Genomic DNA, 23,068 nt, shown 5'->3' on the forward strand with positions numbered 1-23,068 from the left:
ACGGAACCAGCGAAAAGCCCAGCGCATCGACCCGGTCCCGAAGGCGATGGTCGCGCTGAGTTCCTGCTGTTCCCGGAGACCATGGAGCCTCTGGATCTGTGGTCATGGGGCTTTCCTTTCCGGGGCCGCACCACGCGGCACCTGAGCGTCAGTCGCGGGGCGAGGCGGAAAGGTTCATGGGCCGGGGGCCGGGCCGGCTGGATCACCGCCGGAAAATACGGGCCTGCCGGTCCCGAATCCGATCAACCGCGATGAAAGGTGAACGCCTTGCGCAGAATGCTTGCGCGCCACGCAGCCTGTTCTTATATACGCGCCAAGCCGTCCAGCGCCGAATGCCGGTTGCCGGAGCGGAATTTCTTGTGAACAGGGGCTTTCGTCGGAACGCCTGTACGGGTCCTGAGAGCCTGCTTAGCGGAGAGATTAGAGAAATGGCAAAAGTAATCGGTATCGATCTGGGAACAACCAATTCCTGTGTCGCCATCATGGACGGCAAGGAATCCAAGGTCATCGAGAATGCGGAAGGCGCGCGCACGACCCCTTCCATCGTCGCCATCAACAGCGACGGCGAGCGCCTCGTCGGCCAGCCGGCAAAGCGCCAGGCGGTTACCAATCCTGAGAACACCATTTTCGCGGTCAAGCGCCTGATCGGCCGCCGCTACGACGATCCGGTGACGGAGAAGGACAAGAAGCTTGTCCCCTACAAGATCGTCAAGGGCGACAATGGCGACGCCTGGGTCGAGGCCGGCGGCAAGAAGCAGTCGCCTAGCCAGATCTCGGCGATGATCCTGCAGAAGATGAAGGAAACAGCGGAGGCCTATCTCGGCGAGAAGGTCGAGAAGGCGGTCATCACCGTTCCGGCCTATTTCAACGACGCCCAGCGCCAGGCGACCAAGGATGCCGGCAAGATCGCCGGCCTCGAAGTGCTGCGCATCATCAACGAGCCGACGGCGGCCGCGCTTGCCTATGGACTGGACAAGAAGGAAGGCAAGACGATTGCCGTCTATGACCTTGGCGGCGGCACGTTCGATATTTCGGTGCTCGAAATCGGCGACGGCGTGTTCGAGGTGAAGTCGACCAATGGCGACACCTTCCTCGGCGGCGAGGATTTCGACATGCGTCTGGTCGAATATCTGGCAGCCGAGTTCAAGAAGGAACAGGGCATCGACCTGCGGAACGACAAGCTCGCCCTTCAGCGCCTCAAGGAAGCGGCTGAAAAGGCCAAGATTGAGCTGTCGTCCACCACGCAGACCGAGATCAACCTGCCCTTCATCACCGCCGATGCCACCGGCCCCAAGCACCTGACGCTGAAGCTGACGCGGGCGAAGTTCGAGAGCCTGGTCGAGGATCTCGTCCAGCGCACGATCGATCCTTGCAAGGCGGCGCTCAAGGATGCCGGCCTGAAGGCCGGCGAAATCGACGAAGTCGTCCTGGTCGGCGGCATGACCCGTATGCCCAAGATCCAGGAGATCGTGAAGCAGTTCTTCGGCAAGGAGCCGCACAAGGGCGTCAACCCGGATGAAGTCGTCGCGTTGGGCGCCGCTATCCAGGCCGGCGTGCTGCAGGGCGACGTCAAGGACGTGCTGCTGCTCGACGTGACGCCGTTGTCGCTCGGCATCGAGACGCTGGGCGGCGTGTTCACTCGGCTGATCGAACGCAACACGACGATTCCGACAAAGAAGAGCCAGGTGTTCTCCACGGCCGAGGATTCGCAGTCGGCGGTGACCATCCGCGTCTTCCAGGGCGAGCGTGAAATGGCCGCCGACAACAAGGCGCTCGGCCAGTTCGATCTGGTCGGCATCCCGCCTGCGCCGCGCGGCGTGCCGCAGATCGAGGTCACCTTCGACATCGACGCCAACGGCATCGTCAACGTCTCGGCCAAGGACAAGGGCACCGGCAAGGAGCACCAGATCCGCATCCAGGCGTCCGGCGGCCTTTCGGACGCCGACATCGAGAAGATGGTCAAGGACGCCGAGGCCAATGCCGAAGCCGACAAGAAGCGGCGCGCGCTGGTCGAGGCCCGCAACCAGGCCGAGGCGCTGGTGCATTCCTCGGAGAAATCTCTGAAGGAATACGGCGAGAAGGTTTCCGAGGCCGACCGCACGGCGATTGCCGATGCGATCGCGGCGCTGAAGACCGCTGCCGAAGGCGACGATGTGACCGAGATCGAGGCCAAGACGCAGACGCTCGCCGAAGTCTCGATGAAGCTCGGCCAGGCCATGTACGAGGCTTCGCAGAAGGAAGCCGCCGAGGCCGACGCCAAGGCTGATGCCGCCAAGGACAGTGACGTCGTCGATGCCGACTTCGAGGAAATCGACGAAGACGACGAGAAGAAGAAGTCGGCCTGAACCGCCTGACGGTACAGGTAAGGGAAAAAGCCCGGCGCACAGCCGGGCTTTTTTGCAACCCTTTGCCGGAAAAACGCTGAGCTGCCCGAAAAAATGCGGACAAAGCCTCGTAGACACTGGCATCGCGGCTCCATCACACCTAAATCGGAACAGCGTGCCGGCAAACGACGCAACGATGCTTCAAGACGTTGACTATCCGGACTGCGGGAAAACATGAAAGCTGATTTTTACGAAACGCTAGGCGTGCAAAAGGGCGCCGACGAGAAGGAGCTCAAGAGCGCTTTTCGCAAGCTCGCCATGCAGTTCCATCCCGACCGCAACCCAGGCGACCATGCCTGCGAGCACAAGTTCAAGGAAATCAACGAAGCCTATGAGACACTGAAGGACCCGCAGAAGCGCGCCGCCTATGATCGCTTCGGCCACGCCGCCTTCGAGCACGGCGGTATGAATGGCGGGGCGCAAGGCTTTGGCGCCGGCGGTTTCGCCGACATTTTCGAAGACATTTTCGGCGACATGATGGGCGGGCGCCAGCGCCGCTCGTCCGGCGGCCGCGAGCGCGGCGCCGACCTGCGCTACAATATGGAAATTACGCTGGAAGAGGCATTTTCCGGCAAGACCGCGCAGATTCGGGTGCCAGCCTCGATCTCCTGCTCGGAATGCTCGGGCAGCGGCGCCAAGCCTGGCACCCAGCCCGTCACCTGCTCGATGTGCAACGGCCACGGCAAGGTGCGCGCCACGCAAGGCTTCTTCTCGATCGAGCGCACCTGCCCGCAATGCCAGGGGCGCGGCCAGACCATCAAGGATCCGTGCCCGAAATGCGCCGGCCAGGGCCGTGTCACCGAGGAGCGCTCGCTGTCGGTAAACATCCCTGCCGGCATCGAGGATGGCACCCGCATCCGGCTGGCCAATGAGGGCGAGGCCGGCCTGCGCGGCGGCCCGTCGGGCGATCTCTACATCTTCCTCGCGGTCAAGCCGCACGAATTCTTCCAGCGCGACGGGGCCGATCTTTATTGCAAGGTGCCGATCTCGATGACGACGGCAGCGCTTGGCGGCTCGTTCGAGGTGACGACACTGGACGGTACCCAGACGAAGGTGAAGGTGCCGGAAGGCACCCAGAACGGTCGCCAGTTCCGCCTCAAGGGCAAGGGCATGCCGGTGCTGCGCCAGCCCAATATCGGCGACCTCTACATCCAGACCGTGGTTGAGACGCCGCAGAACCTTTCGCGCCGTCAGCGCGAATTGCTGGAGGAATTCGAGCAGCTTTCCTCAAAGGACAATTCGCCTCAGTCGAGCGGATTTTTCGCCCGCATGAAAGACTTTTTCGAAACGTTCGGCGAGCACTGAAGCTGATCCCTGGAAAACGCTTCCCGAGCGTCATCAACACCTTATCCGGGGATTCGACTTGTCTTGCACCTCGTAACTGTTAAGTAGCATGCGAGGGAGCGTTGAGGAGGACTTTCGATGACGCGTAGTCCCGGACTGCGAAAGACGCTGGCGGAAAAGTTCGACGACGAGCTGAAGTTCTTCAAGGGCTGGATCGACAAGCCGAAGGCGGTCGGTTCGATCGTCCCGACCAGTTCCATCACCGCAGGCAAGATGGCCTCGATCGTCGATCCGACATCCGGCCTGCCGGTGCTCGAGGTCGGGCCCGGTACAGGCGTCATCACACGCGCCATCCTCGCCCAGGGCATAAAGCCTGAGAACCTCTACGCGGTCGAATATTCCACTGATTTCGTGCGCCATCTGCGCCAGCTTTATCCAGGCGTCAACGTCATCGAGGGCGACGCCTTCAATCTCGACGCGACGCTTGGCGACAAGCGCGACCTGATCTTCGATTCTGTGATATCGGGCGTGCCGCTGCTCAATTTCCCTGTCGCCCAGCGCATCGCCTATGTCGAGAGCCTGCTCGACCGTATCCCGGCGGGCCGGCCGATCGTGCAGCTGACTTACGGGCCGCTGTCGCCGATCCCGCCGGGCCGCGGCGACTATACGGTCGAGCATTTCCATTTCGTCATCCGCAACATTCCGCCGACGCAGCTTTGGATCTACCGACGCGGGGCCGCATGAATTGAAGCGTTGGGTTTGAATAGCACTTGTCTTATACCCATCGGGTGACAAGGCAGACCCATGGCTGTGATCCCGAAAATTCTCGTCGTCGCCGGTTCGTTGCGCAGCGGCGCCTATAGCGGCAGGACCGCCGACGTGGCACAGAAGGAACTTGCCATGCAGGGCGCCGAGGTGACCCGCATCTCGCTCGCCGACTATCCGCTGCCGATCCTCGACCAGGATTTGGAAAAGGACGAAGGCATTCCCGAAAACGCCGTCAAGCTCGGCCGGATGATCGCCGCCCATGACGGGCTGCTGATCGCGACGCCCGAATATAACGGCTCCATTCCACCGCTGCTCAAGAACAGCATCGATTGGGTGAGCCAGCTGCGCAAGGATGGCGGCCGGACGTTCAGGCCGCTTGCCGGCAAGGTCGCCGGCCTCTGCTCGTCTTCCAACGGACCCTTCGGCGGGATACGCTGCATCAACCATCTGCGCGCCGTTCTGGTACGCTGCCGGATGGAGGTGGTGACACCGGAGTGTTCGGTGCCGGAGGGCGGCTACGCCTTCGACGACGAGGGCAACTTCCGGGACGAAAGACTACGCCAATCGATGGAGCACCTATGCCGAACGCTGATCGAAACCTCGCGCATGCTGTCGACGCGGATCGAGGCATGATCCCGGACGCCGCGCATGCCGACACGATGCAGGAACGGCTGATCGTCGGCCTCGACCTGCCGACGCTGAAGGAAGCCGAGAAAGCGGTGCGCGAGCTCGACGGGATCGTCTCCTTCTACAAGATCGGTTACCAGCTCGCCTTTGCCGGCGGGCTCGATTTCGCCCGCGAGCTGGCCAGCGGCGGCACTAGGATCTTTCTCGACATGAAGCTCCTCGACATCGATAACACCGTTGCCAAGGGGGTCGACAACATCGCCAGGATGGGCATGAGCATGCTGACCATCCATGCCTATCCGAAGACGATGAAGGCGGCGGTCGAGGCCGCGAGGGGCAGCGACCTTTGCCTGCTCGGGGTCACCGTGCTGACCTCGATGGACGAGCAGGACGTGATCGACGCCGGCTATGAGTATGATCCGCATACACTGGTGCTGAGGCGCTCCGAGCAGGCGCTGCATGCCGGCATGGGCGGCATCGTCTGCTCGGCCGAGGAAGCTGAGGCGGTGCGCCGCATCGTCGGCCCCGACCTGGCGGTCGTGACGCCGGGAATCCGGCCGAAGGGCAGCGACCATGGCGACCAGAAGCGGGTGGTGACGCCGGCGCAGGCGATCCGTAACGGCTCCAGCCATCTCGTCGTCGGCCGGCCGATCGTCGGTGCGGCCGACAGGCGGGCGGCGGCGGAAGCCATCCTTGACGAAATGCGCTCCGCGTAACATCCCCAAAACCATTTCGGAGAAATGCCATGCCCAAGGGATACTGGATCGCTCGCGTCGACGTGCGCGATGCGGAAGGCTACAAGGACTATGTCGCAGCTGCCAAACCGGCCTTCGACCGCTTCGGCGCCAAGTTCCTGGCGCGCGGCGGCGCGCATGAGAAGGCCGAGGGGCCGGGCCGCGACCGCAACGTGATCATCGAGTTTCCGTCGCTTGCGGCGGCGCATGACTGCTACCACTCTCCCGAATACCAGCGCGCCGTCGCGATCCGCCAGAAGGTGGCCGAGGGCGAAATCGTGCTGGTCGAGGGGATTTAGGCGAGAAGCCGGTTCGCCGCTGCCTCCGCCATCGTATCGGCGAGGCTCAAGCCCCATTGCTGGCGACAGTAATCGCGGAAATCGAAGCAGGGCAGGCCGGGGCAGACCTCGAACTCGATGAGGTGGACGCTGTCGTCGGCTTCGACCCGGAAATCGATGGAAAACACATCCCGCAGGCCAAGCCCGACCATCAGGCTTTCGGCGATGTTGCGGATCCTTGCATCAGCCAGAGGCTGGCTGCCGGCGACCGGCAGCAGCAACGGCTCGGCGTAATTTCCCGTGGCTTTGGCCGCTTCGCCGGTATTGCCGTAAAGCGCCAGGCTGTCCTGCATGGTCTGGAAATCGCCGCCTGAATCGACAAAGGCGATGCCCAGCGCCTCGACGCCGGTATCCGGCCTCAATCCGAGAAAACTGGCGCGCGCGTTGCGGCCGGCGACATAGGGCTGGACGACGACATCGTCGCGATAGGCGGCGAAGACGCGCCGGCTAAGCTCCAGCGCATGGCCGAGATCGTGGCAGCGCGAATCGGGCCAGATACCGATCTTGGCGCCGAGCCGGTTCGGCTTGACGAACCAGCCGGCGGGCGAAGCCGGCGGCGCGACCAGCCAGGCGCCGTCACGGGCAAGGCCCGCCTGCGGCACCGGCAAGCCGAACGCGCCGAGCACGGCGCCTGAACGGAACTTGTCCTGGCAGAGCGCGAAAAGCGCATCGTCGGCGCCGATCGCCTCCAGGCCGTTCAGCCGTGCCAGAGCTGGTGCCGCGCCGCCGCGGAAATAGGCGATGCCGTCGGTCAGCGTCCAGACTAGCGTGGTCTTCGGGTCCTCGCCGGCGAGAACGCTTGCGGCGTCGTCGAGCGCCACCGGCGCAAACGACGGGCCGCGCTTCTGGCAAGCGGCGGCAAGTGCGTCGAATTCAGCAGCGATATCGGTCGATTGCGCCAGATAGGAGGCAATTTCGGCGGCACGCTCCGGCACGTGGTTATCGGCAACCAGCCGATCGAAGCAAGCCTTTTCTGGCTCGTAGACAAGGATCAGCTTCGGCTTGCGGCTTGACATGATCGAACGATTTCCCGGCAGCACGATTGCTAAAGCAATTCCAGGAAAAGTGTGAAACGGTTTTCCGTCCGGAATTGCGTCAAAACAAAGAGATAGAGCGGTTCAGCGTTCCCGCGAAACGATGAACCGTTCTAGCATCGCACGGCGAATGCATTCGGCTTTCGCGGAACCGACGTCAGCCGGACGCCTGCACGACAGCAACGGCGCCATCTTCCTGTTTGACCATGATCTTTTCCGAAAACCGGTTCCCACTTTTCGGGATCATGGTCAGCCAATCAGCACACGCGGCTCGAAGCGACCATTGACTGGAATGTCGAGCATAAATGTCATGCCGGCTTGCGGGTCGAGCAGGCGCTGCTTCTCGCTCTTGCCCGACCAGGCGGAGGTGACCGCCAGCCGGTCGGCATTCCTGCCGACGAAAGCCGGACAGGAAGGCTGCGTCGCCGGCATCGCCACCGAACGGACGAGCTTGCCGTCGGGTCCATAGGCTTCGACGACGCTGCCGCCCCAGCAGGCGTTCCACAATATGCCGTCACGGTCGAGCACCGAACCATCGATATAGCCCTTGGCCGAACGGTGGTCGACGAAGACCTTCGGTTCGCCAACCGGCAGGCCGGTCGCCGGATCGCAGCCGACGCGCATCAACAGCCCGGTGCTGGTGTCGGTGTAATAGGCGATCGTCCCATCCTCGGAAAAGCAGATCGAATTGGGCACCGTGACGTCGGCATAGAGCCGGCGCAGCTCGCACTTGAAGAACCAGTAGATCGAACCGGCGGCCTTCTCCTCGCCCTTGCCCATGGTGCCGACCCAGAGGGCGCCGCAAGGGTGAACGCGTGAATCGTTCGAGCGGGTGACCGTATTGTCGGCCTCGATCGGCGTGTGCAGCGTCAGCTTGCCGGTCGCGACGTCGCGGACATGCAGACCGGTCTCGGTGGCGATCAGCTGGCGTTGGTCGTCGATGATGCAGATGGCGCTGGCCATCTGACCGAGCTCGTGGATTTTGACGGCACCGCCCGACAGGCGCTGTTCGAGGAGCTGGCCGTTGACGATGTCGAACCAGTAGAGCGTGTCGGTGGCAGGGTCATAGCTTGGTCCCTCCCCGAGTTGGCAGACATGGTCGGAAAAAACCGAAACAATGGTCTCGCTCATCATGCCACTCCAAACGCCGCGTCCCAGGCCTGAACTGCGGCTTTCGCTCGCGCTGCCACTTCGTCGACGCTCATGCCCGGCTTGAACAGGCTGGAGCCAAGACCGAAGACGCTGACGCCGGCTGCCTTGTAGCCGGCAAAATCCTTATCCGAAACGCCGCCGACCGCGCCGACCAGCACACTGGCCGGCAGCACCGCGCGCATCGCCGAAATGCCCGCCGCGCCAAGCACGCTCGCCGGGAAGAATTTCAGTGCCGAGGCGCCGAGCCGGATTGCTTGAAATGCCTCGGTCGGCGTGAACACGCCGGGCATCGTCACCATGCCGTAGTGCATGGCACGGCCCATGACCTCGGCATCGATATTGGGGCTGACCAGCAGCCGCCCGCCGGCCTTGTGCAGGCCGTCGACATCGGCGGCGCTGAGCACCGTGCCGGCACCGACCAAGGCTGTTGGAGGAAGCGCTCCGACAATGCTGGCGATGGAGGCGTAAGGATCGGGCGAGTTGAGCGGCACCTCGATCGCTTCGATACCGGCGCCGAAGATCGCCTGGCCGATCGCCACCGCCTCGCTTGGCTTGAGGCCACGCAGGATGGCGACCAGACCCCGCTCGAGCTTTGGAAAAGGTGCGGTCTCTGTCATGCGGCAACTCCATTTCCGGCGATCATGCCATTTTCGCGCGCGGCTTCGGCAAGACCGGCACGCACCGCCTCGTCGGCGTCGACCACCCTGACCGCGAGCCCGGCAAGGCCGAGCGCGTCGGCATAGAGCGTGCCAAGTGCGCCCGACGCGATCAGCACGACGGGCACGGCACTCGCCCCATAACGGCGATTTGCCGAAGCGATCTCGCCGCCGATCAGCAGGCCGGACAGGCACGCGGCGGCATCCTCGGGCTTCAGATCCTGCAGCAGGCTGGCGGCGCGGATCGAGAACAGTCTTGAACCGATGTCACCGCCTTCGGCCAACGCCTTCAGGCACCACTCCCGGAAAAATGGATTTTCGGCGGCAACCGGCTTCGGCGGCTCGCCCAGCGAATGGCGCAGGATCGAGTGCGCGGCCAGCACCGAAAACAGCTCGCCGGTCGGCCAGGTGCCGAAACCGGCAACGGCACCGTCCTCGACCAGCACCCATTTCGAATGCGTGCCAGGCATGCAGACGACATGGCGTCCCTTTGCCGGCAAACCGGCGCCGGCAAGCTGCGTCTCCTCGCCGCGCATGACATCCGGGGCGTCGGCCAGACGCTGGGCAAGGCCGGGCACGATGCGGATGTCGCGGCGCTGGCCGGGGATGCGGGCAGCGCCGGCGAGAATAGCGCCGATCGGCGCCGGCACGCTGACATAGGGCGCCTCCAGCCAGCCCTGGCGCGAACCGGCCATGCCGCAAATGATGACCGGCAGCGCCTCGGCTGCGCCCAGTGCAGCCAGATGCCCTTCAAGAATGGACGAAAATCCTTTAGCCTGGGCGGTGATCAGCCCGTCATCGCCGCGCCGCTCGGCGAGAACCTTGCCGGCGCCGTCGAGCAGCCAGACCCTCATACGGGTGGTGCCCCAGTCGACGGCCGCGACGGAAGCTGCCTTGCTCGATGAGATCACAGGAACCCCCCATCGACGATCAGCATCTGCGCGGTCAGCATGCGTGAGGCATCCGACGCCAGGAACAGCACGGTGCCGACAATGTCTTCCGGCTGCATCACCTCTTTGATGCACTGTTTGGCGACATGAGCGGCGAGCGCTTCTTCGGTGACCCAGAGCTTTCTCTGCCGCTCGGTGATCACCCAGCCGGGCGCGATCGCGTTGACACGGATGCCATCGACGCCGAGCTTGCCGGCAAGACCCTTGGTGAGACCGACGATGCCGGCCTTGGCGGCGGTGTAGGCCGGCATATCGGGATGGTTGATGAGAAACGACGTCGAGGTGAAGTTGATGATCGAGCCGCCGCCGGCCCGCTTCATGCCCGGCGCCACCGCCTGTGCGCTGAAGAAATGCGGGCGCAGGTTGATGGCATGGTTGTTGTCCCAGAACTCCACCGTGACGTCTTCGACGGCATGACGGTCATCCTGAGCGGCATTGTTGACCAGCACGGTCACGTTGCCATGCGCCTCGGCGGCTTTGGCGATTGATACCCGCAATGCCTCGATGTCGCGTATGTCGGTCTTGAGATAGAACGGCCGCCGGCCGAGCTCCTTGTCTAACCGATCGGCCAGCGCCAGGCTCGGACGGTCGGCGATATCGATGAAGGCGACCTTTGCCCCCTGGCGGACAAAACCTTCGGTCAAGGCAGCACCAATGCCGGAGCCGCCGCCGGTGATCAGCACCGAAGCGCCTTCGAGGTCGGCAAAGCGTGCCGATGGCATCATGAAATTCTCTCCCGGTCCAATGATCGCGGTCGGCCGGCGCGCATCCTATCCAGCCATGTCGGGCGGGCAAGGGCGAAAGAGTGGATTGTCAGGACTTATGTCCGACAAAAGGCCGCACGGGCCGCCGATCGATCAGTTGCCCAGCCGGACGCGGTACAATTCGACGGCGGCTCCGCTGGTCCCGGCAACCGGCTCAAGCCATTCCGGCACGCTGCCGCGCATCAGCCCGGCAAGAAAGCCTGCCGGCGCCTTGGCTGCGAGGAGCTTGCTTTCGGCGCTGCCGGGGCACAGCGCGACGAGGCCGACGTGATGATCCGCCACGACCGTCCTGGCATCGGCATCAGACCCAAGGAAGGCATCGAGCGCCAGCAGGTTGCCGGCGACATTGCGATGATAAGGCCCAGCGAAGACGCGATGTCCGGAATAGGCCAGGATAGGCGATCCGAGATTGGAAATTGCCAGTACGGTGGTGCCGGGCAGGCGGCCGAGTGCCGCAAAGGAGGCCATGCGCTGGCAAGCGACATCGGTGCCGTCGCCATTATCCGCCGTGGTGTTGCTGTCGTCGAAGGCTACCGAGGTCGCCGCGGCAGCCCCAGTCCAGACCGCATTCACCGAAACCAGCCAGACGGCAGCCATGCGCAGCGCCACCCCGCGCGACGCGCTGGCCTCGGCCCGTTGACGCCATTTGGCAATCCAGGCGGCAAGCGGGATGACGGCGAAGGCGATCGAGAATGTCGAACCGCGTACCTGCCAGGCGCTGACGATGAAGGCCACGACAAGCAGCGCGCCGACAAGGCTGTCCTGCCGCCGCCAGCCACCGCGGCCAAGGCGAAGCGCCATCAGCACGAGCGCAATGAGCGGCGTGGCATAGCGCGCCACCACCCCGGCCGGATCTTCAGCGAGCAGCTTGAACAGCGATTGCGCCTCGTCGATGTGATCAAGCCATAGCTCCTTGAGGCGCGGATCGAGGTTGGCGTAGGGCGCTGCCAGGCATTGTGGGAACAACAAGACGACGACAGCGCCCAATAGCAGGGCAAGCAGGCCAAGTGAGGCGATGCGCCGTTGGCGCGTGCGGCCGGCCGGCTCGATCGACGCTATCGCCGCAAGGCCGGTTCCGGCAATCGCCGCGACGACGAACTGCACGGTCGAAAAGGCGTCGCATTGCGCCTGACCCCAGGCAGACGGCGCAATGGTGGCGACAAAGACGAGAGCGGACACGCCGGCAAAGCCGAGGCCGAAATCCCTGGCGATCAGCCTCTCGCCATTGGCGCCGAGGGCGAACAGCATGGCGACAGAGGCGCCGATGGTGGCCACATAAGGGGCGGTCTCCATACCGACGGCCAGCATCAATCCGGCGCACAGGCCGGAGAGCAATGCCGCCGGCCTGCGCATTGGCGCTTCAAGCAATAGGCTCAGGCTGGCCATGCTCAGCATCAGCTGGATATTGTGGTGATCGAGCGCGCCAGGCGAAAAAATGCCAATGAAATACAGTGCGGCAGCGCCGACCACGACAGCGGGCAGCACGGCGCTGTCACCGGCAAAGCTGCGTGCGGCGCGGGCGGTGAAAAACACGGTCAGGCAGAAGAGCAGCGTCGGCCACAGCACTTGCGCAACATTCTCGGCAAAGGCCGCGCTGCCGGTCAGGGCCGATACGGCGATGATGATGGCGGCGATCGGCGCATCGACCAGCCGCGACCAATGCATGACGAAACCGCCTTCCAGGCCCATCCTGTACTGGTGCAGATCGAACCAGCCCTGGCTGGCCAGCATGTCGCGAACTTCGACAAGGCGCAGCAGATTGTCGTTGTCGCCGCCGGCATTGGTCAATTCCGGGAAGCCGGCAAGGGCATTGACGGCAAGTGCCGGCAACGTGGCAAGCAGCGCCAGCGCGATATCGGACCTCCAAATGGAGGCGCCATCGTCGGCTGTGCTCATATCAGGACCTTTGGAAGGAATACGGTGCGGTTTAAACCTAGCCTTAACAGCTTCAATAAATAGTAAAGCCGCCCGAGCGAGGCCGGCGCTTGAGCGGTCAGGGGCCTCACAGGGCATCCGGAGACGAAAAATGCCACAAGAAGTGCGCCATGAGCCGAGCATCGCCGTGCTCCTGCCTTGCTACAATGAGGAGCTGACGATCGGCGAAGTGGTGCGGCGCTTTCGCGAAACGCTGCCTGCCGCCGCGATCTATGTCTACGACAACAATTCGCGCGATCTGACGGCGCTCCGAGCCCGCGCCGCCGGCGCCATCGTGGTGCGCGAGCCGCGCCAGGGCAAAGGCAATGTCGTGCGCCGCATGTTCGCCGACATCGAGGCCGACATCTACCTGATGGCCGACGGCGACGGCACCTATGCGCCGGAGGACGCGCCGCAACTGATCAACACGCTGCTGACCGAGCGCTCCGACATGGTGGTGGGCACCAGGCGCGGCGTCGCCAACGACGCCGGCAGGACAGGCCACGCCTTCGGCAACCGCATCTTCAACAGCCTCTACAAACGTTTGTTCGGCTCGGACTTTACCGATATCTTCTCGGGTTACCGCGCCTTCACCAGGCGCTTCGTCAAGAGTTTTCCCGCCGTTTCCGGCGGTTTCGAGATCGAGACCGAAATGTCGGTGCACGCCTCGCAGCTCAAATTGCCGGTCAGCGAGATCGGACTCGACTATGGCCGCCGGCCGGAAGGCTCCTCGTCGAAGCTGTCGACCTTTCGCGACGGCGCGAAGATCCTGTGGATGTTCGCCATGCTGATGAAGGAGACGCAGCCGCTGCGTTTCTTCGGCGCTTTTTCGGTGTTCTTCCTGGCATCAAGCCTGTTTCTGATGGCGCCGGTGCTGATCGAGTTCGCCGAAACCGGGCTTGTGCCGCGCATGCCGACCTGGGTTCTGTCGGTCGGCCTGCTGCTGCTGTCGATGCTGGCGGCGGTGACCGGGGTGATCCTCGATTCGGTGTCGCGCGGCCGCGCCGAGCAGAAGCGCATCTTCTATCTGTCGATGCCTTCCGGTCGCGTCGAACGTGAACGTGCAAGCGCGCTCGCGACTTTGAAGGCCGGACCGCGCAAGACCCCGCGCGCGGCCTAGAGCCTAAATGGGACGCCTCGCCCGCTTCATTGTCGCCGGCGGCATCGGCTTCGTCGCCGACGCGGGTGCGCTTTGGCTGGTGCTGGCGGCAACGCCGCTTGGCCCCTTGGCAGCCCGCATCATTTCGATCGGTTTTGCGCTGTCCGCCACCTGGCTGATCAACCGCCACCTGACCTTCTCGCCTTCCAGCCGGGGCATCGCGCATGAGGGCGCCCGCTACGGCGGCGTCGGCATTGCCACCAGCGTCGTCAATTATCTCGTCTATTGCGTCATGTTGTTCGCACTGCCGATGGTGTCGCCGCTCATAGCCCTTGCGGTCGCCTCGCTGGTCGCCATGGCGCTGTCCTTCCTCGGCTATTCCAAGCTGGTGTTCGACCGCTGAAGGCACATCGCGTTGGGATCTGCGCCAAGCGAAGCGCAGCCTCATCATGACCTTGGCCGATTGGCAGAGGCCGCCGATTTCCTTATATCGCTGTCGTCGATGCATCGGCCCGAAAAATCGGAATCGATTTTCGGAAAGCACGATGCATGGATTCAAAAAATGTTGGAGCGTACTTTGTGCGTCCAAGTGGATCGCTCCAAGTGCGCCGGAGAGCTGCCATGCCCCTGAAAGTCGCCGTCCAGATGGACCACATCTCCAGCGTGTCGGTAGCCGGCGACACGTCGTTTGCGCTGTCGCTGGAAGCGCAGCGGCGCGGCCACCGGCTGTTCCACTACACGCCCGACCGGCTGTCGCTGCGCGACGGCAAGGTGTTTGCCCGTATCGAGGCGATGCAGGTTCGCGACGAGAAGGGCAATCATTATTCGCTGGGCGAAGAAGTCCGCACCGATCTTTCGGAGATGGACGTCATCCTTTTGCGGCAGGATCCGCCCTTCGACATGAACTACATCACCACCACGCATATTCTCGAGCGCATCCATCCGAAGACCCTGGTGGTCAACGACCCGGCCTGGGTGCGCAACAGCCCGGAAAAGATCTTCGTCACCGAATTTTCCGACCTGATGCCGGCGACGCTGATCACCAAGGATCCGCTCGAGGTCGCCGCCTTCCGCAAGGAGTTCGGCGACATCATCGTCAAGCCGCTCTATGGCAATGGCGGCGCCGGCATCTTCCACCTGCACGAGGCCGACCGCAATCTCGCCTCGCTGCTCGAAATGTTCGGCCAGATGTTCCGCGAACCCTACATCGTGCAACGCTATCTGAAAGAGGTGCGGGCCGGGGACAAGCGCATCATCCTGATCGACGGCGAGCCGGTCGGCGCCATCAACCGGGTACCGGCCGAGCATGATTCGCGCTCCAACATGCATGTCGGCGGCCGCGCTGAAAAAACCGAGCTGACGGTGCGCGAACGCGAGATCTGTGCCCGCATCGGCCCCGCGCTGAAGGAGCGCGGCTTCATCCTTGTCGGCATCGACGTGATCGGCGACTACATGACCGAGATCAACGTGACCTCACCGACCGGCATACGCGAAGTGCAGCGCTTCGGCGGCGCCGACATCGCCAGCCTGTTCTGGGATGCCGTGGAGGAGAAGCGCAACTAGCCTCGCTTCGCGAGCGGCCGCGTTGCAAACCATTGCCGCCGTTGCGCTCAGCTGTTCCCCAAATGTTCTTGCCTTCGCCGGAAATCTGTGGTTGTCTCGGGTGACGCCGTTCGCGGCATGATCGCAAAGGCTTGGGGCAAAAGCCTGCATCCGGGGTGAAGACATGGTGGCGCGGGTTCGCACGGTTGCTTTCCAGGGCATCGAGGCCGTGCCGGTCGACGTGCAGGTGATGATCGCGCCGGGCAAGGTCAACATGCACATCGTCGGGCTGGCCGACAAGGCCGTAGCCGAAAGCCGCGAGCGGGTGCAGGCAGCACTTCATGCATCCGGCCTGTCGATGCCGTCGAAGAAGGTCACCGTCAATCTGGCGCCCGCCGACCTGCCCAAGGAAGGCAGCCACTACGATTTGCCGATCGCGCTCGGGCTGATGGCGGCGCTCGGCGCCATTCCGGGCGACATGCTGGCCGGCTATGTCGTGCTTGGCGAATTGTCGCTCGACGGCACCATCGCCGCGGTGGCTGGCGCGCTGCCGGCGGCAATCGGTGCCAATGCCGAAGGCAAGGGCTTGATCTGCCCGTTCGCCTGCGGGCCGGAAGCGGCCTGGGCCGGCAAGGATTTCGACATATTGGCGCCGCGCAGCCTGATCGCCATCGCCAATCATTTTCGCGGCACGCAGGTTCTGTCGCGGCCGGAAGCCGGCATCCATGCCTCGGCGCGCGACCTGCCCGACCTTGCCGACATCAAGGGCCAGGAGACCGCCAAGCGGGCGCTGGAGGTGGCGGCGGCCGGCGGCCACAATCTTCTGATGGTCGGACCGCCGGGGTCGGGAAAGTCGATGCTGGCGCAGCGGCTGCCGTCGATCCTGCCGCCGCTGGCGCCCAGGGAATTGCTCGAAGTCTCGATGATCGCCTCGGTGGCCGGCGAACTCGGCGAAGGAAAACTCACCGACCGGCGGCCGTTCCGCGCGCCACATCATTCGGCCTCGATGGCGGCGATGGTCGGCGGCGGTCTGCGCGTGCGGCCGGGCGAGGCCTCGCTTGCCCATCACGGCGTGCTGTTCCTCGACGAGTTCCCCGAATTCTCGCCGCAGGCGCTCGATGCACTGCGCCAGCCGCTCGAGACCGGCGACTGCATGATCGCGCGCGCCAATCATCGCGTCACCTATCCGGCGCGTATCCAACTGGTCGCGGCGATGAACCCGTGCCGTTGCGGCATGGCCGGCGAGCCGGGCTATCGCTGTCTACGCGGCGATCGCTGCCGCACCGACTACCAGGCGCGCATTTCCGGCCCGCTGCTCGATCGCATCGATCTCAGGATCGAGGTGCCGGCGGTCTCGGCCAGCGATCTGATCCGGCCGGACCGGGCGGAGAAAAGTGCCGCCGTCGCACTACGTGTTGCCCGCGCCCGTACGATCCAGCGCGAGCGCTTCGAGCGGCTCGGCGCGACCGCCACCACCAACGCCCATTGCTCGCCGTCAGTCATCGAGGAGATCGCCATGCCCGATGCCGCCGGCCTGTCTCTGCTCAGGGACGCCAGCGAAAAGCTTGGCTTTTCCGCGCGGGCCTATCACCGCGTCCTGAAGGTGGCGCGGACCCTGGCCGATCTCGAGGCCAGCGAGACGGTCGGCCGCATCCATCTGGCCGAAGCGATTTCCTACCGCATGAGCTCGGAACGGATGGCACAAGCGGCGTAGCGTTTTTCCCTCCCCCTCGAGGGGAGGGTGGCCGCGAAGCGGCCGGGTGGGGTCGCCGGTGAGACGCTCGGCCTGTCGCATTTCGAAACCGGCCGAGGTGCGGAGCGTTGCGATGCTCCTCCTAGGGCGCACCGTCAGAATTGGGTTGGCGCACTGCATTGGCGACCCCACCCGGCCCTTCGGGCCACCCTCCCCTCAAGGGGGAGGGGGACGCCGGCGCTTACCCTTGGCCTGCGTGCATCGTGCTTTCGGTTCAGCCGTTATCCCGCGCCTTCAGCTCCAGCCGCCGCGCGTGCAGCACTGGCTCGGTGTAGCCGTTGGGTTGCACGCGGCCTTTGAAGACCAGGTCGCAGGCGGCGAGGAAGGCGATGGACTTGTCGAAATCCGGCGCCATCGGCCGGTAGAGCGGATCGCCTTGGTTCTGGCGGTCGACGATCGCCGCCATGCGTTTCATCGTCTCCATGACCTGCTCGGGCGTGCAGACGCCGTGATGCAGCCAGTTGGCGATGTGCTGCGAGGAGATGCGCAGCGTGGCGCGGTCCTCCATCAGACCGACGTCGTTTATATCCGGCACTTTCGAACAGCCGACGCCCTGGTCGATCCAGCGCACGACATAACCCAGAATGCCTTGCGCATTGTTGTCGAGTTCCTTCTGGATGTCTTCAGGCGACCAGTTCGGCCGCCTTGCTACCGGCACCGACAGGATGTCGTCGAGCTTCGCCTTCGGCCGGTTCTTCAGCGCCGCCTGGACGGCATGGACATCGACCTTGTGGTAGTGCGTGGCGTGCAGTGTCGCCGCCGTCGGCGACGGCACCCAGGCGGTATTGGCGCCGGCCTTGGGATGCACGATTTTCTCGGCCAGCATCGCCGCCATCAGGTCGGGCATCGCCCACATGCCCTTGCCTATCTGGGCGTGGCCGGCCAACCCACATTCCAGCCCGATGTCGACGTTCCAGGCTTCGTAGGCGGCAATCCAGGCGGCCTGCTTCATGTCGCCCTTGCGGATCATCGGGCCGGCCTCCATCGAGGTGTGGATCTCGTCGCCGGTGCGATCGAGGAAGCCGGTGTTGATGAAGACGACGCGTTCTTTCGCGGCGCGGATCGCCTCCTTGAGGTTGACGGTGGTGCGCCGCTCCTCGTCCATGATGCCCATCTTGATGGTGTTTTTGGCCATACCGAGCAGCGCTTCGACGCGGTCGAAAATCTCGACGGCGAAGGCAACTTCGTCGGGCCCGTGCATCTTGGGCTTTACGATGTACATCGAGCCGGCGCGAGAATTGGCGCGGCGCCCGTTCACGCCGATGTCATGCAGCGCGATCAGCGCCGTCAGCGCCGCATCCATGATGCCTTCCGGCACCTCGTTGCCGTCGCGGTCTGATATCGCCGGATTGGTCATGAGGTGGCCGACATTCCTGACCAGCATCAGCGAGCGGCCCGGCAAGGTCAGCGTGCCGCCATCGGGCGCGGTATAGGAGCGGTCTGGGTTGAGCCTGCGGACAAAGCTCTTGCCGGCCTTGGTGATCTCCTCCGCCAAGTCGCCCTTCATCAGGCCGAGCCAGTTGCGGTAGACCAGCACCTTATCTTCGGCATCGACGGCCGCCACCGAATCCTCACAGTCCTGGATGGTGGTCAGTGCCGATTCCAGCACGACATCGGCAATGCCGGCCGGATCGGTGCGGCCGATCTGGTTGTTGCGGTCGATGACGATTTCAATGTGCAGGCCGTTCTTGACCAGCAGGACGGCTTCGGGGTCGGCGGCATCGCCGCGATAGCCGGCAAACTGTCTGAGGTCGGCAAGCGTGGTGGCGCCGGCACCCTCGCCCAGCCGCAACATGCCGTTGGCGACCGAAAGCCCGTTGACGCCGGCCCATTTGCCTGTGGTGAGCGGCACCGCCTCGTCGAAGAAGCTTTTCACCCAGGCGACGACCTTGGCGCCGCGCGCCGGATTGAATTTGTTGCCTCGCTCGGCGCCGGCCGTCTCCGGGATGGCGTCGGTTCCGTAGAGCGCATCGTACAGCGAGCCCCAGCGCGCATTGGCGGCGTTCAGCGCATAACGCGCATTCATCACCGGCACCACCAGCTGCGGCCCGGCGACCGAAGCGATTTCCGGGTCGACATTTTCGGTCGTCACGCTGAAGGCCGGCCCCTCGGGCAGCAGATAGCCGATCTCGCGGAGGAAGCTCGTGTAGGCCTCCATGTCGACGGGCGCGCCGTTGTCGCGATACCAGCGGTCGAGCTTGTCCTGCATGGCATCGCGCTTTTCGAGCAGCGCCCGGTTTTTTGGCGAGAGATCATGGACGATCGCCGAAAAACCGCTCCAGAATGCCTCCGCTTCAATGCCGGTGCCCGGCAGCGCCTCGTTCACGACAAAATCATGAAGCGCGCGGGCAATCCGCAATCCGGCGATCTCGACGCGATCGGTCATCAGGGCTTCTCCAAGGCGAACGGCTAGGCCGGGCCTTTGGCATGTCACGGTGGCAGGGTCAATTCAGCTTAGGGTGAAGGTAGGGCGTTTTCGCTGCCGATCTCCCCCTTTGTGGGGGAGATGGCCGGCAGGCCAGAGGGGGTCGCCTCGCGTGGAGTGCAACCTCTTCTTTGCACCAAATCGCGTCGCGCTTCATGCGAGGCGACCCCCTCTGTCGCCTTCGGCGACATCTCCCCCCTCGAGGGGGGAGATTACGCGCTCACACCGCAATCCTTGGCCGTCCCGACGCCACCGCCACGACATGCGCCTCGATGAACATGCGCTGGCCCTCTACGGTGGAGACGCGGTATTCGCTGGCGATTTCGATCTCGGCGCTGTCGGTGCCGGCATCCTTAGCCCGCCCGGCGGCAATCGCCCGCACATCTTTCTCCGCCGCCGCGATTGCCGCCGCCTCGTCGTTGAAATCGCGCACGCTTTCGCCTGAGGCGACGCGGAATAGCCCTTCCTTGGGCTGGCTGACCCGCGCCTCGGCCGATACCCGGACCTGGCCGACGACGGCGCCGAGCGCGTTGGCGACATCGGTATCCTGCGGCACCACGCATCGATTGCCGACCAGCTCGGCCAGGCCGGCATAATGCAGCGGCGCCGAGGCGCCGAGGCCGATGACCGGACGGTCGAGGGCGACGCTCAAGCGGGCGATGCCGGGATGCGCGTCGACGGCGCGCTGGACCAGGGCATGGGCGACGGTCGCCGCGCCATCCAGCCCGTCCTCGGCAAAGGCGGTTTCGAGGATGACTTCGGCCGACAGGCGGGTCAGCGCGGTCAGCACCCGTTCCGAGATCGCCTCCGGCGAGGCGGCGATGAACTGGCCGCGGCCGTCACGCCTGCGCGCGAACAGCTCGGCACCCAGACGCGCCGCGGCCGCATCCCAATTGGCCTGGCTGCCCAGCACATGCGCGGCGTCCGACGGCGTGAAGCCGGCGACATGCACCAGCCCGCGCGACACCAGCCGGTTCAAGGTGGCGTTCTGGGCGTTCGAGGTCAGCAATCTGTCGAGAGCCTGCGGCACGGCGCCGATCAGCTCGTAGAGCTTGACTTCGGCACCGGTCAGTCCGGCCGCCAGCCGCTCCGGCACGCCGGTGCGCACCGCCAGCCGGCCATCCATGCGGCCGGGGTTGGGCGCGCGCAGCTGGCGTTCGAGCTCCGCCGTGACGGCATCGCCATGGATCATGCCGGCCAGCGCCAGCGGCACCAGGCGGCGCGGCCCGAGCAGGATTCTCGGATTGAGCGCGCCGTCCTCCAGCGCCACTTCGGAATCGCCGCCGAGGCCAAAGGTGCGCATGGCGACGGCCTCGACCATGGTGCGGAACCCGCCGACGGTGGCGCCTTCCGGATCGAGCCGCGGCCGGCCCTTGTCGAGCACGGCGACGTCGGTGGTGGTGCCGCCGATATCGGAGACCACAGCATCGTCGAGGCCGGTCATGTGGCGGGCACCGACGAGGCTGGCGGCCGGGCCGGACAGGATGGTCTCGATCGGCCGCTGGCGGGCAAAGGCGGCCGAGACCAAAGCGCCGTCGCCGCGCACCACCATCAGCGGGGCGGCGATGTTGCGCGCGGCCAAAAAACCTTCGGTTGCCGCGACCAGCCGGTCGATCATCGAGATCAGCCTGGCGTTGAGCAATGTCGTCAGCGCCCGGCGCGGGCCGCCGAGCTTGGCCGACAGTTCGTGGCTGGCGGTGACCGGCAGGCCGGTCCTGTCGCGGATCAGGTTCCGCGCGCTTAGCTCATGCGCCGGGTTGCGGGTGGCGAAATAGGCGCAGACGGCAAAGCCGGACACCGACTTTTCCAGTTCCGGCAAAGCTGCCTCCAGCGCGGAAAGATCGAGCTTTGCCGCATTGCCATGGACATCGTGGCCGCCGGGGCAGAACACCACCGGGTCGGTGCCGAGCGCCGCCTTCAGCCCGTCGCGGGCAAGGTCGCCCTCGGCAAAGCCGATCATCACCAGCGCCACGCGGCCGCCCTGGCCCTCGACCAGCGCATTGGTGGCTAGCGTCGTCGACATAGACACCAATTTGATCGCTGCCGGGTCGGTGCCGGCCTTTTGCAGCACCGCATCGACCGCGCCGGAGATGCCGACCGCCAGGTCGTGCCGTGTCGTCAGCGCCTTGGCCTTTGCCAGCACTTTGCCGTTAGGGCCGCCGGCTTCCGACCACAGCACGGCATCGGTATAGGTGCCGCCGGTGTCGATGCCGAGGAACAGGGGTGAGGGTTTGGGCTTGGCGGTCATTGGCGGGTCCGGAGAATTCTCTTGCCCCGCCCTTAGCCGATATGAACGGGCCGATAAAGGCACGAGCGCTGGGCCAAGGCAGCGTAATCTCCCCCCTCGAGGGGGAGATGGCCGGCAGGCCAGAGGGGGTCGTCTCGCGTGGAGCCCCGGCATTCTCTGGCCGCGATGGCATTGGCGTCAGGACGTACCGACCCCCCTCTGTCGCCTTCGGCGACATCTCCCCCTCAAGGGGGGAGATCGCTAGGCTACCCCACAAACCCCACGCGCTTGTGCGAGCCATCGCAGAACGGCTTGTTGGCGGAGTGGCCGCAGCGGCAGAGGAAGGTGCGTTGCGTACGGTCGACCGTGTGGCCGGTGCCGGTGACGATTTCGACATTGCCTTCGAGCTTGAGCGGGCCGTTGGTCGTCGGTGTGACGGTCAGCGGGCCATTCCGCACCTCCAGCGCCGGCGTGTCCTTCAGCGCCGGCTCGCCGGTGGCGGTGAAGCCCGATTTGGTGTGGCTACCATCGCAGAACGGCTTGTTTTCCGAGGCGCCGCAGCGGCACAGCGTGGCGCGGTAAAACGTTTCGCCGCCCAACACGATCTCGGCATGGACGGCAAGCGGACCGTTTTCCCTTATGCGCACAATGTTGACCACCGGCGGCTGTTCCTGCGGCCCGCCATCCTTGCGGATATAGGTGATGGCGCCGGACGGGCAGGCTTCGGCGAGCGCCACAATCTTCTCGACGCTGGCCGCATCCGGATGGATCCACTGGCCGGGCGCGTTGGGCACGAAAACATGCGGATCGCCAAGCACGCAGTTGCGCGAATGGATGCAACGTTTTCCCGAAAAGCCGATGTCGATCTTCTCGCCTTCGACCACTGCCATGGGTGGGTCTCCTGTCGGACTACGCTATGGCGACAGTCAGGACGACGTCAAGGCAGCATTCTCCCCCTCGTGAGGGCCGACCTCGGGCGCGGCGGTAAGGGAATTCCCATTTTTTGCTCGCAGCACCACATTTTGTTCTTGCTTTGTGCCGGCAGCTATGCTACTAATTTGCGTATGGTGCCAATTGGCTCCAACGACCCGCCTGCCGAGGCGGGTTTTTTGTTTCAGCTTTGAATTCCGGCGTTGCCGGCCGACGTTGGCGGGACGCCCCTGCCCGCTTTGCGCTGGCTTCTCCCCCACAAGGATGGAGCAATCGCCTATGAAGTCCCCCGGCCGCGGAGCCTGCCCTCGGGCTTGCGGAGGCAAGACTCGTGGGCGGCCACCTTCTTCCCGCCGGGGAGAAGAGCCTGGCGCAGCGCAGGCGACCTCCTCTCCCCTCGGGGAGAGGTCGGATCGCCCCGAATTGCCCTTCGCAATTCGGTTGGCAATCCGGGTGAGGGGGCACTTGCCTATACGCGATTGCCCCA

19 protein-coding genes are annotated in these 23,068 nt (G+C 64.6%); 10 read left to right on the plus strand and 9 right to left on the minus strand.

The features are described from left to right. The first annotated feature begins 428 nt into the window (after window positions 1-428). From dnaK to NKI52_RS06350, 6 genes are all read left to right on the plus strand, one after another. Window positions 429-2,345: a molecular chaperone DnaK gene (gene dnaK / locus NKI52_RS06325; protein WP_023679851.1), complete on the plus strand. Its 1,917-nt coding sequence runs from the start codon at window positions 429-431 to the stop codon at window positions 2,343-2,345. Between the two features lie 213 nt (window positions 2,346-2,558). Next, window positions 2,559-3,689, plus strand: coding sequence for a molecular chaperone DnaJ (gene dnaJ, locus NKI52_RS06330; RefSeq protein ID WP_023679852.1), 1,131 nt, complete (start codon window positions 2,559-2,561; stop codon window positions 3,687-3,689). A 117-nt stretch (window positions 3,690-3,806) separates the two neighbouring features. Further along, complete coding sequence (gene pmtA, locus NKI52_RS06335; protein ID WP_023679853.1) at window positions 3,807-4,412, plus strand: phospholipid N-methyltransferase PmtA; 606 nt, start codon at window positions 3,807-3,809, stop codon at window positions 4,410-4,412. Between the two features lie 60 nt (window positions 4,413-4,472). After that, window positions 4,473-5,069 carry an NADPH-dependent FMN reductase gene (locus tag NKI52_RS06340; RefSeq protein WP_352571544.1) on the plus strand — a complete coding sequence of 199 codons (597 nt, stop codon included), beginning with the start codon at window positions 4,473-4,475 and terminating at the stop codon, window positions 5,067-5,069. Further along, complete coding sequence (gene pyrF, locus NKI52_RS06345) at window positions 5,066-5,779, plus strand: orotidine-5'-phosphate decarboxylase (protein WP_023679855.1); 714 nt, start codon at window positions 5,066-5,068, stop codon at window positions 5,777-5,779. The genes NKI52_RS06340 and pyrF overlap by 4 nt, the downstream gene beginning before the upstream one ends. Before the next feature lie 29 nt (window positions 5,780-5,808). Continuing rightward, entirely contained in the window at window positions 5,809-6,096 is a 288-nt protein-coding gene (locus NKI52_RS06350; protein ID WP_023679856.1) for a DUF1330 domain-containing protein, read from the plus strand. On the opposite strand, the gene NKI52_RS06355 is transcribed toward NKI52_RS06350, so the two are convergent. The 6 genes from NKI52_RS06355 to NKI52_RS06380 all read right to left on the minus strand — a co-directional run bounded on the left by NKI52_RS06355 (window position 6,093) and on the right by NKI52_RS06380 (window position 12,587). Next, entirely contained in the window at window positions 6,093-7,151 is a 1,059-nt protein-coding gene (locus tag NKI52_RS06355) for a D-alanine--D-alanine ligase family protein (protein ID WP_352620806.1), read from the minus strand. The two genes, NKI52_RS06350 and NKI52_RS06355, sit on opposite strands and share 4 nt — an antisense overlap. 267 nt (window positions 7,152-7,418) lie before the next feature. Continuing rightward, window positions 7,419-8,300: an SMP-30/gluconolactonase/LRE family protein gene (locus NKI52_RS06360; RefSeq protein WP_352620807.1), complete on the minus strand. Its 882-nt coding sequence runs from the start codon at window positions 8,298-8,300 to the stop codon at window positions 7,419-7,421. Then, entirely contained in the window at window positions 8,300-8,938 is a 639-nt protein-coding gene (locus NKI52_RS06365) for a 2-dehydro-3-deoxy-6-phosphogalactonate aldolase (protein WP_023679860.1), read from the minus strand. The genes NKI52_RS06360 and NKI52_RS06365 overlap by 1 nt, the downstream gene beginning before the upstream one ends. Continuing rightward, the gene (locus NKI52_RS06370; RefSeq protein ID WP_031212749.1) at window positions 8,935-9,885 is read right to left on the minus strand and encodes a 2-dehydro-3-deoxygalactonokinase; all 951 of its coding nucleotides are present in this window, start codon (window positions 9,883-9,885) and stop codon (window positions 8,935-8,937) included. The genes NKI52_RS06365 and NKI52_RS06370 overlap by 4 nt, the downstream gene beginning before the upstream one ends. Continuing rightward, a complete protein-coding gene (locus NKI52_RS06375) occupies window positions 9,885-10,652 on the minus strand; it encodes an SDR family NAD(P)-dependent oxidoreductase (protein ID WP_023679862.1) in 768 nt (255 codons plus the stop codon). The genes NKI52_RS06370 and NKI52_RS06375 overlap by 1 nt, the downstream gene beginning before the upstream one ends. A 132-nt stretch (window positions 10,653-10,784) precedes the next feature. Beyond that, entirely contained in the window at window positions 10,785-12,587 is a 1,803-nt protein-coding gene (locus NKI52_RS06380) for a hypothetical protein (protein ID WP_023679863.1), read from the minus strand. 130 nt (window positions 12,588-12,717) lie between these two features. Here NKI52_RS06380 and NKI52_RS06385 point away from each other — a divergent pair, with 130 nt between their 5' ends. From NKI52_RS06385 to NKI52_RS06400, 4 genes are all read left to right on the plus strand, one after another. Further along, window positions 12,718-13,725 (plus strand): glycosyltransferase, encoded by a 1,008-nt coding sequence (locus NKI52_RS06385; RefSeq protein ID WP_031212751.1) that lies wholly within the window; start codon window positions 12,718-12,720, stop codon window positions 13,723-13,725. Window positions 13,726-13,732: 7 nt separating this feature from the next. Beyond that, on the plus strand, window positions 13,733-14,107 hold the full coding sequence (locus NKI52_RS06390; protein WP_023679865.1) for a GtrA family protein: 375 nt from the start codon (window positions 13,733-13,735) through the stop codon (window positions 14,105-14,107). A 218-nt stretch (window positions 14,108-14,325) separates the two neighbouring features. Continuing rightward, window positions 14,326-15,267: a glutathione synthase gene (gene gshB, locus NKI52_RS06395; RefSeq protein ID WP_352575276.1), complete on the plus strand. Its 942-nt coding sequence runs from the start codon at window positions 14,326-14,328 to the stop codon at window positions 15,265-15,267. A gap of 163 nt (window positions 15,268-15,430) precedes the next feature. Further along, a complete protein-coding gene (locus tag NKI52_RS06400; RefSeq protein ID WP_352636259.1) occupies window positions 15,431-16,960 on the plus strand; it encodes a YifB family Mg chelatase-like AAA ATPase in 1,530 nt (509 codons plus the stop codon). A 253-nt stretch (window positions 16,961-17,213) separates the two neighbouring features. Here the strand turns inward: NKI52_RS06400 and NKI52_RS06405 are convergent, their stop codons facing one another. From NKI52_RS06405 to NKI52_RS06415, 3 genes are all read right to left on the minus strand, one after another. Next, window positions 17,214-19,385 carry a malate synthase G gene (locus NKI52_RS06405; protein WP_352697364.1) on the minus strand — a complete coding sequence of 724 codons (2,172 nt, stop codon included), beginning with the start codon at window positions 19,383-19,385 and terminating at the stop codon, window positions 17,214-17,216. Window positions 19,386-19,644: 259 nt separating this feature from the next. Continuing rightward, window positions 19,645-21,672, minus strand: a complete 2,028-nt coding sequence (locus NKI52_RS06410) for a hydantoinase/oxoprolinase N-terminal domain-containing protein (protein ID WP_352697366.1) — start codon at window positions 21,670-21,672, stop codon at window positions 19,645-19,647. Between the two features lie 245 nt (window positions 21,673-21,917). Further along, complete coding sequence (locus NKI52_RS06415) at window positions 21,918-22,541, minus strand: CDGSH iron-sulfur domain-containing protein (protein WP_352620813.1); 624 nt, start codon at window positions 22,539-22,541, stop codon at window positions 21,918-21,920. Window positions 22,542-23,068 lie beyond the last annotated feature (527 nt).

Origin of the sequence: Mesorhizobium sp. M0590 (genome assembly GCF_040320905.1) — a bacterium.
Lineage (GTDB): Bacteria > Pseudomonadota > Alphaproteobacteria > Rhizobiales > Rhizobiaceae > Mesorhizobium.

What these genes read in the sequence shown, in the direction of transcription:
- dnaK (WP_023679851.1), top strand. Translation starts at nt 429, where the DNA reads ATGGCAAAAGTAATCGGTATCGATCTGGGAACAACCAATTCCTGTGTC.
- dnaJ (WP_023679852.1), top strand. Translation starts at nt 2,559, where the DNA reads ATGAAAGCTGATTTTTACGAAACGCTAGGCGTGCAAAAGGGCGCCGAC.
- pmtA (WP_023679853.1), top strand. Translation starts at nt 3,807, where the DNA reads ATGACGCGTAGTCCCGGACTGCGAAAGACGCTGGCGGAAAAGTTCGAC.
- NKI52_RS06340 (WP_352571544.1), top strand. Translation starts at nt 4,473, where the DNA reads ATGGCTGTGATCCCGAAAATTCTCGTCGTCGCCGGTTCGTTGCGCAGC.
- pyrF (WP_023679855.1), top strand. Translation starts at nt 5,066, where the DNA reads ATGATCCCGGACGCCGCGCATGCCGACACGATGCAGGAACGGCTGATC.
- NKI52_RS06350 (WP_023679856.1), top strand. Translation starts at nt 5,809, where the DNA reads ATGCCCAAGGGATACTGGATCGCTCGCGTCGACGTGCGCGATGCGGAA.
- NKI52_RS06355 (WP_352620806.1), bottom strand. Translation starts at nt 7,151, where the DNA reads ATGTCAAGCCGCAAGCCGAAGCTGATCCTTGTCTACGAGCCAGAAAAG.
- NKI52_RS06360 (WP_352620807.1), bottom strand. Translation starts at nt 8,300, where the DNA reads ATGAGCGAGACCATTGTTTCGGTTTTTTCCGACCATGTCTGCCAACTC.
- NKI52_RS06365 (WP_023679860.1), bottom strand. Translation starts at nt 8,938, where the DNA reads ATGACAGAGACCGCACCTTTTCCAAAGCTCGAGCGGGGTCTGGTCGCC.
- NKI52_RS06375 (WP_023679862.1), bottom strand. Translation starts at nt 10,652, where the DNA reads ATGATGCCATCGGCACGCTTTGCCGACCTCGAAGGCGCTTCGGTGCTG.
- NKI52_RS06380 (WP_023679863.1), bottom strand. Translation starts at nt 12,587, where the DNA reads ATGAGCACAGCCGACGATGGCGCCTCCATTTGGAGGTCCGATATCGCG.
- NKI52_RS06385 (WP_031212751.1), top strand. Translation starts at nt 12,718, where the DNA reads ATGCCACAAGAAGTGCGCCATGAGCCGAGCATCGCCGTGCTCCTGCCT.
- NKI52_RS06390 (WP_023679865.1), top strand. Translation starts at nt 13,733, where the DNA reads ATGGGACGCCTCGCCCGCTTCATTGTCGCCGGCGGCATCGGCTTCGTC.
- gshB (WP_352575276.1), top strand. Translation starts at nt 14,326, where the DNA reads ATGCCCCTGAAAGTCGCCGTCCAGATGGACCACATCTCCAGCGTGTCG.
- NKI52_RS06400 (WP_352636259.1), top strand. Translation starts at nt 15,431, where the DNA reads ATGGTGGCGCGGGTTCGCACGGTTGCTTTCCAGGGCATCGAGGCCGTG.
- NKI52_RS06405 (WP_352697364.1), bottom strand. Translation starts at nt 19,385, where the DNA reads ATGACCGATCGCGTCGAGATCGCCGGATTGCGGATTGCCCGCGCGCTT.
- NKI52_RS06410 (WP_352697366.1), bottom strand. Translation starts at nt 21,672, where the DNA reads ATGACCGCCAAGCCCAAACCCTCACCCCTGTTCCTCGGCATCGACACC.
- NKI52_RS06415 (WP_352620813.1), bottom strand. Translation starts at nt 22,541, where the DNA reads ATGGCAGTGGTCGAAGGCGAGAAGATCGACATCGGCTTTTCGGGAAAA.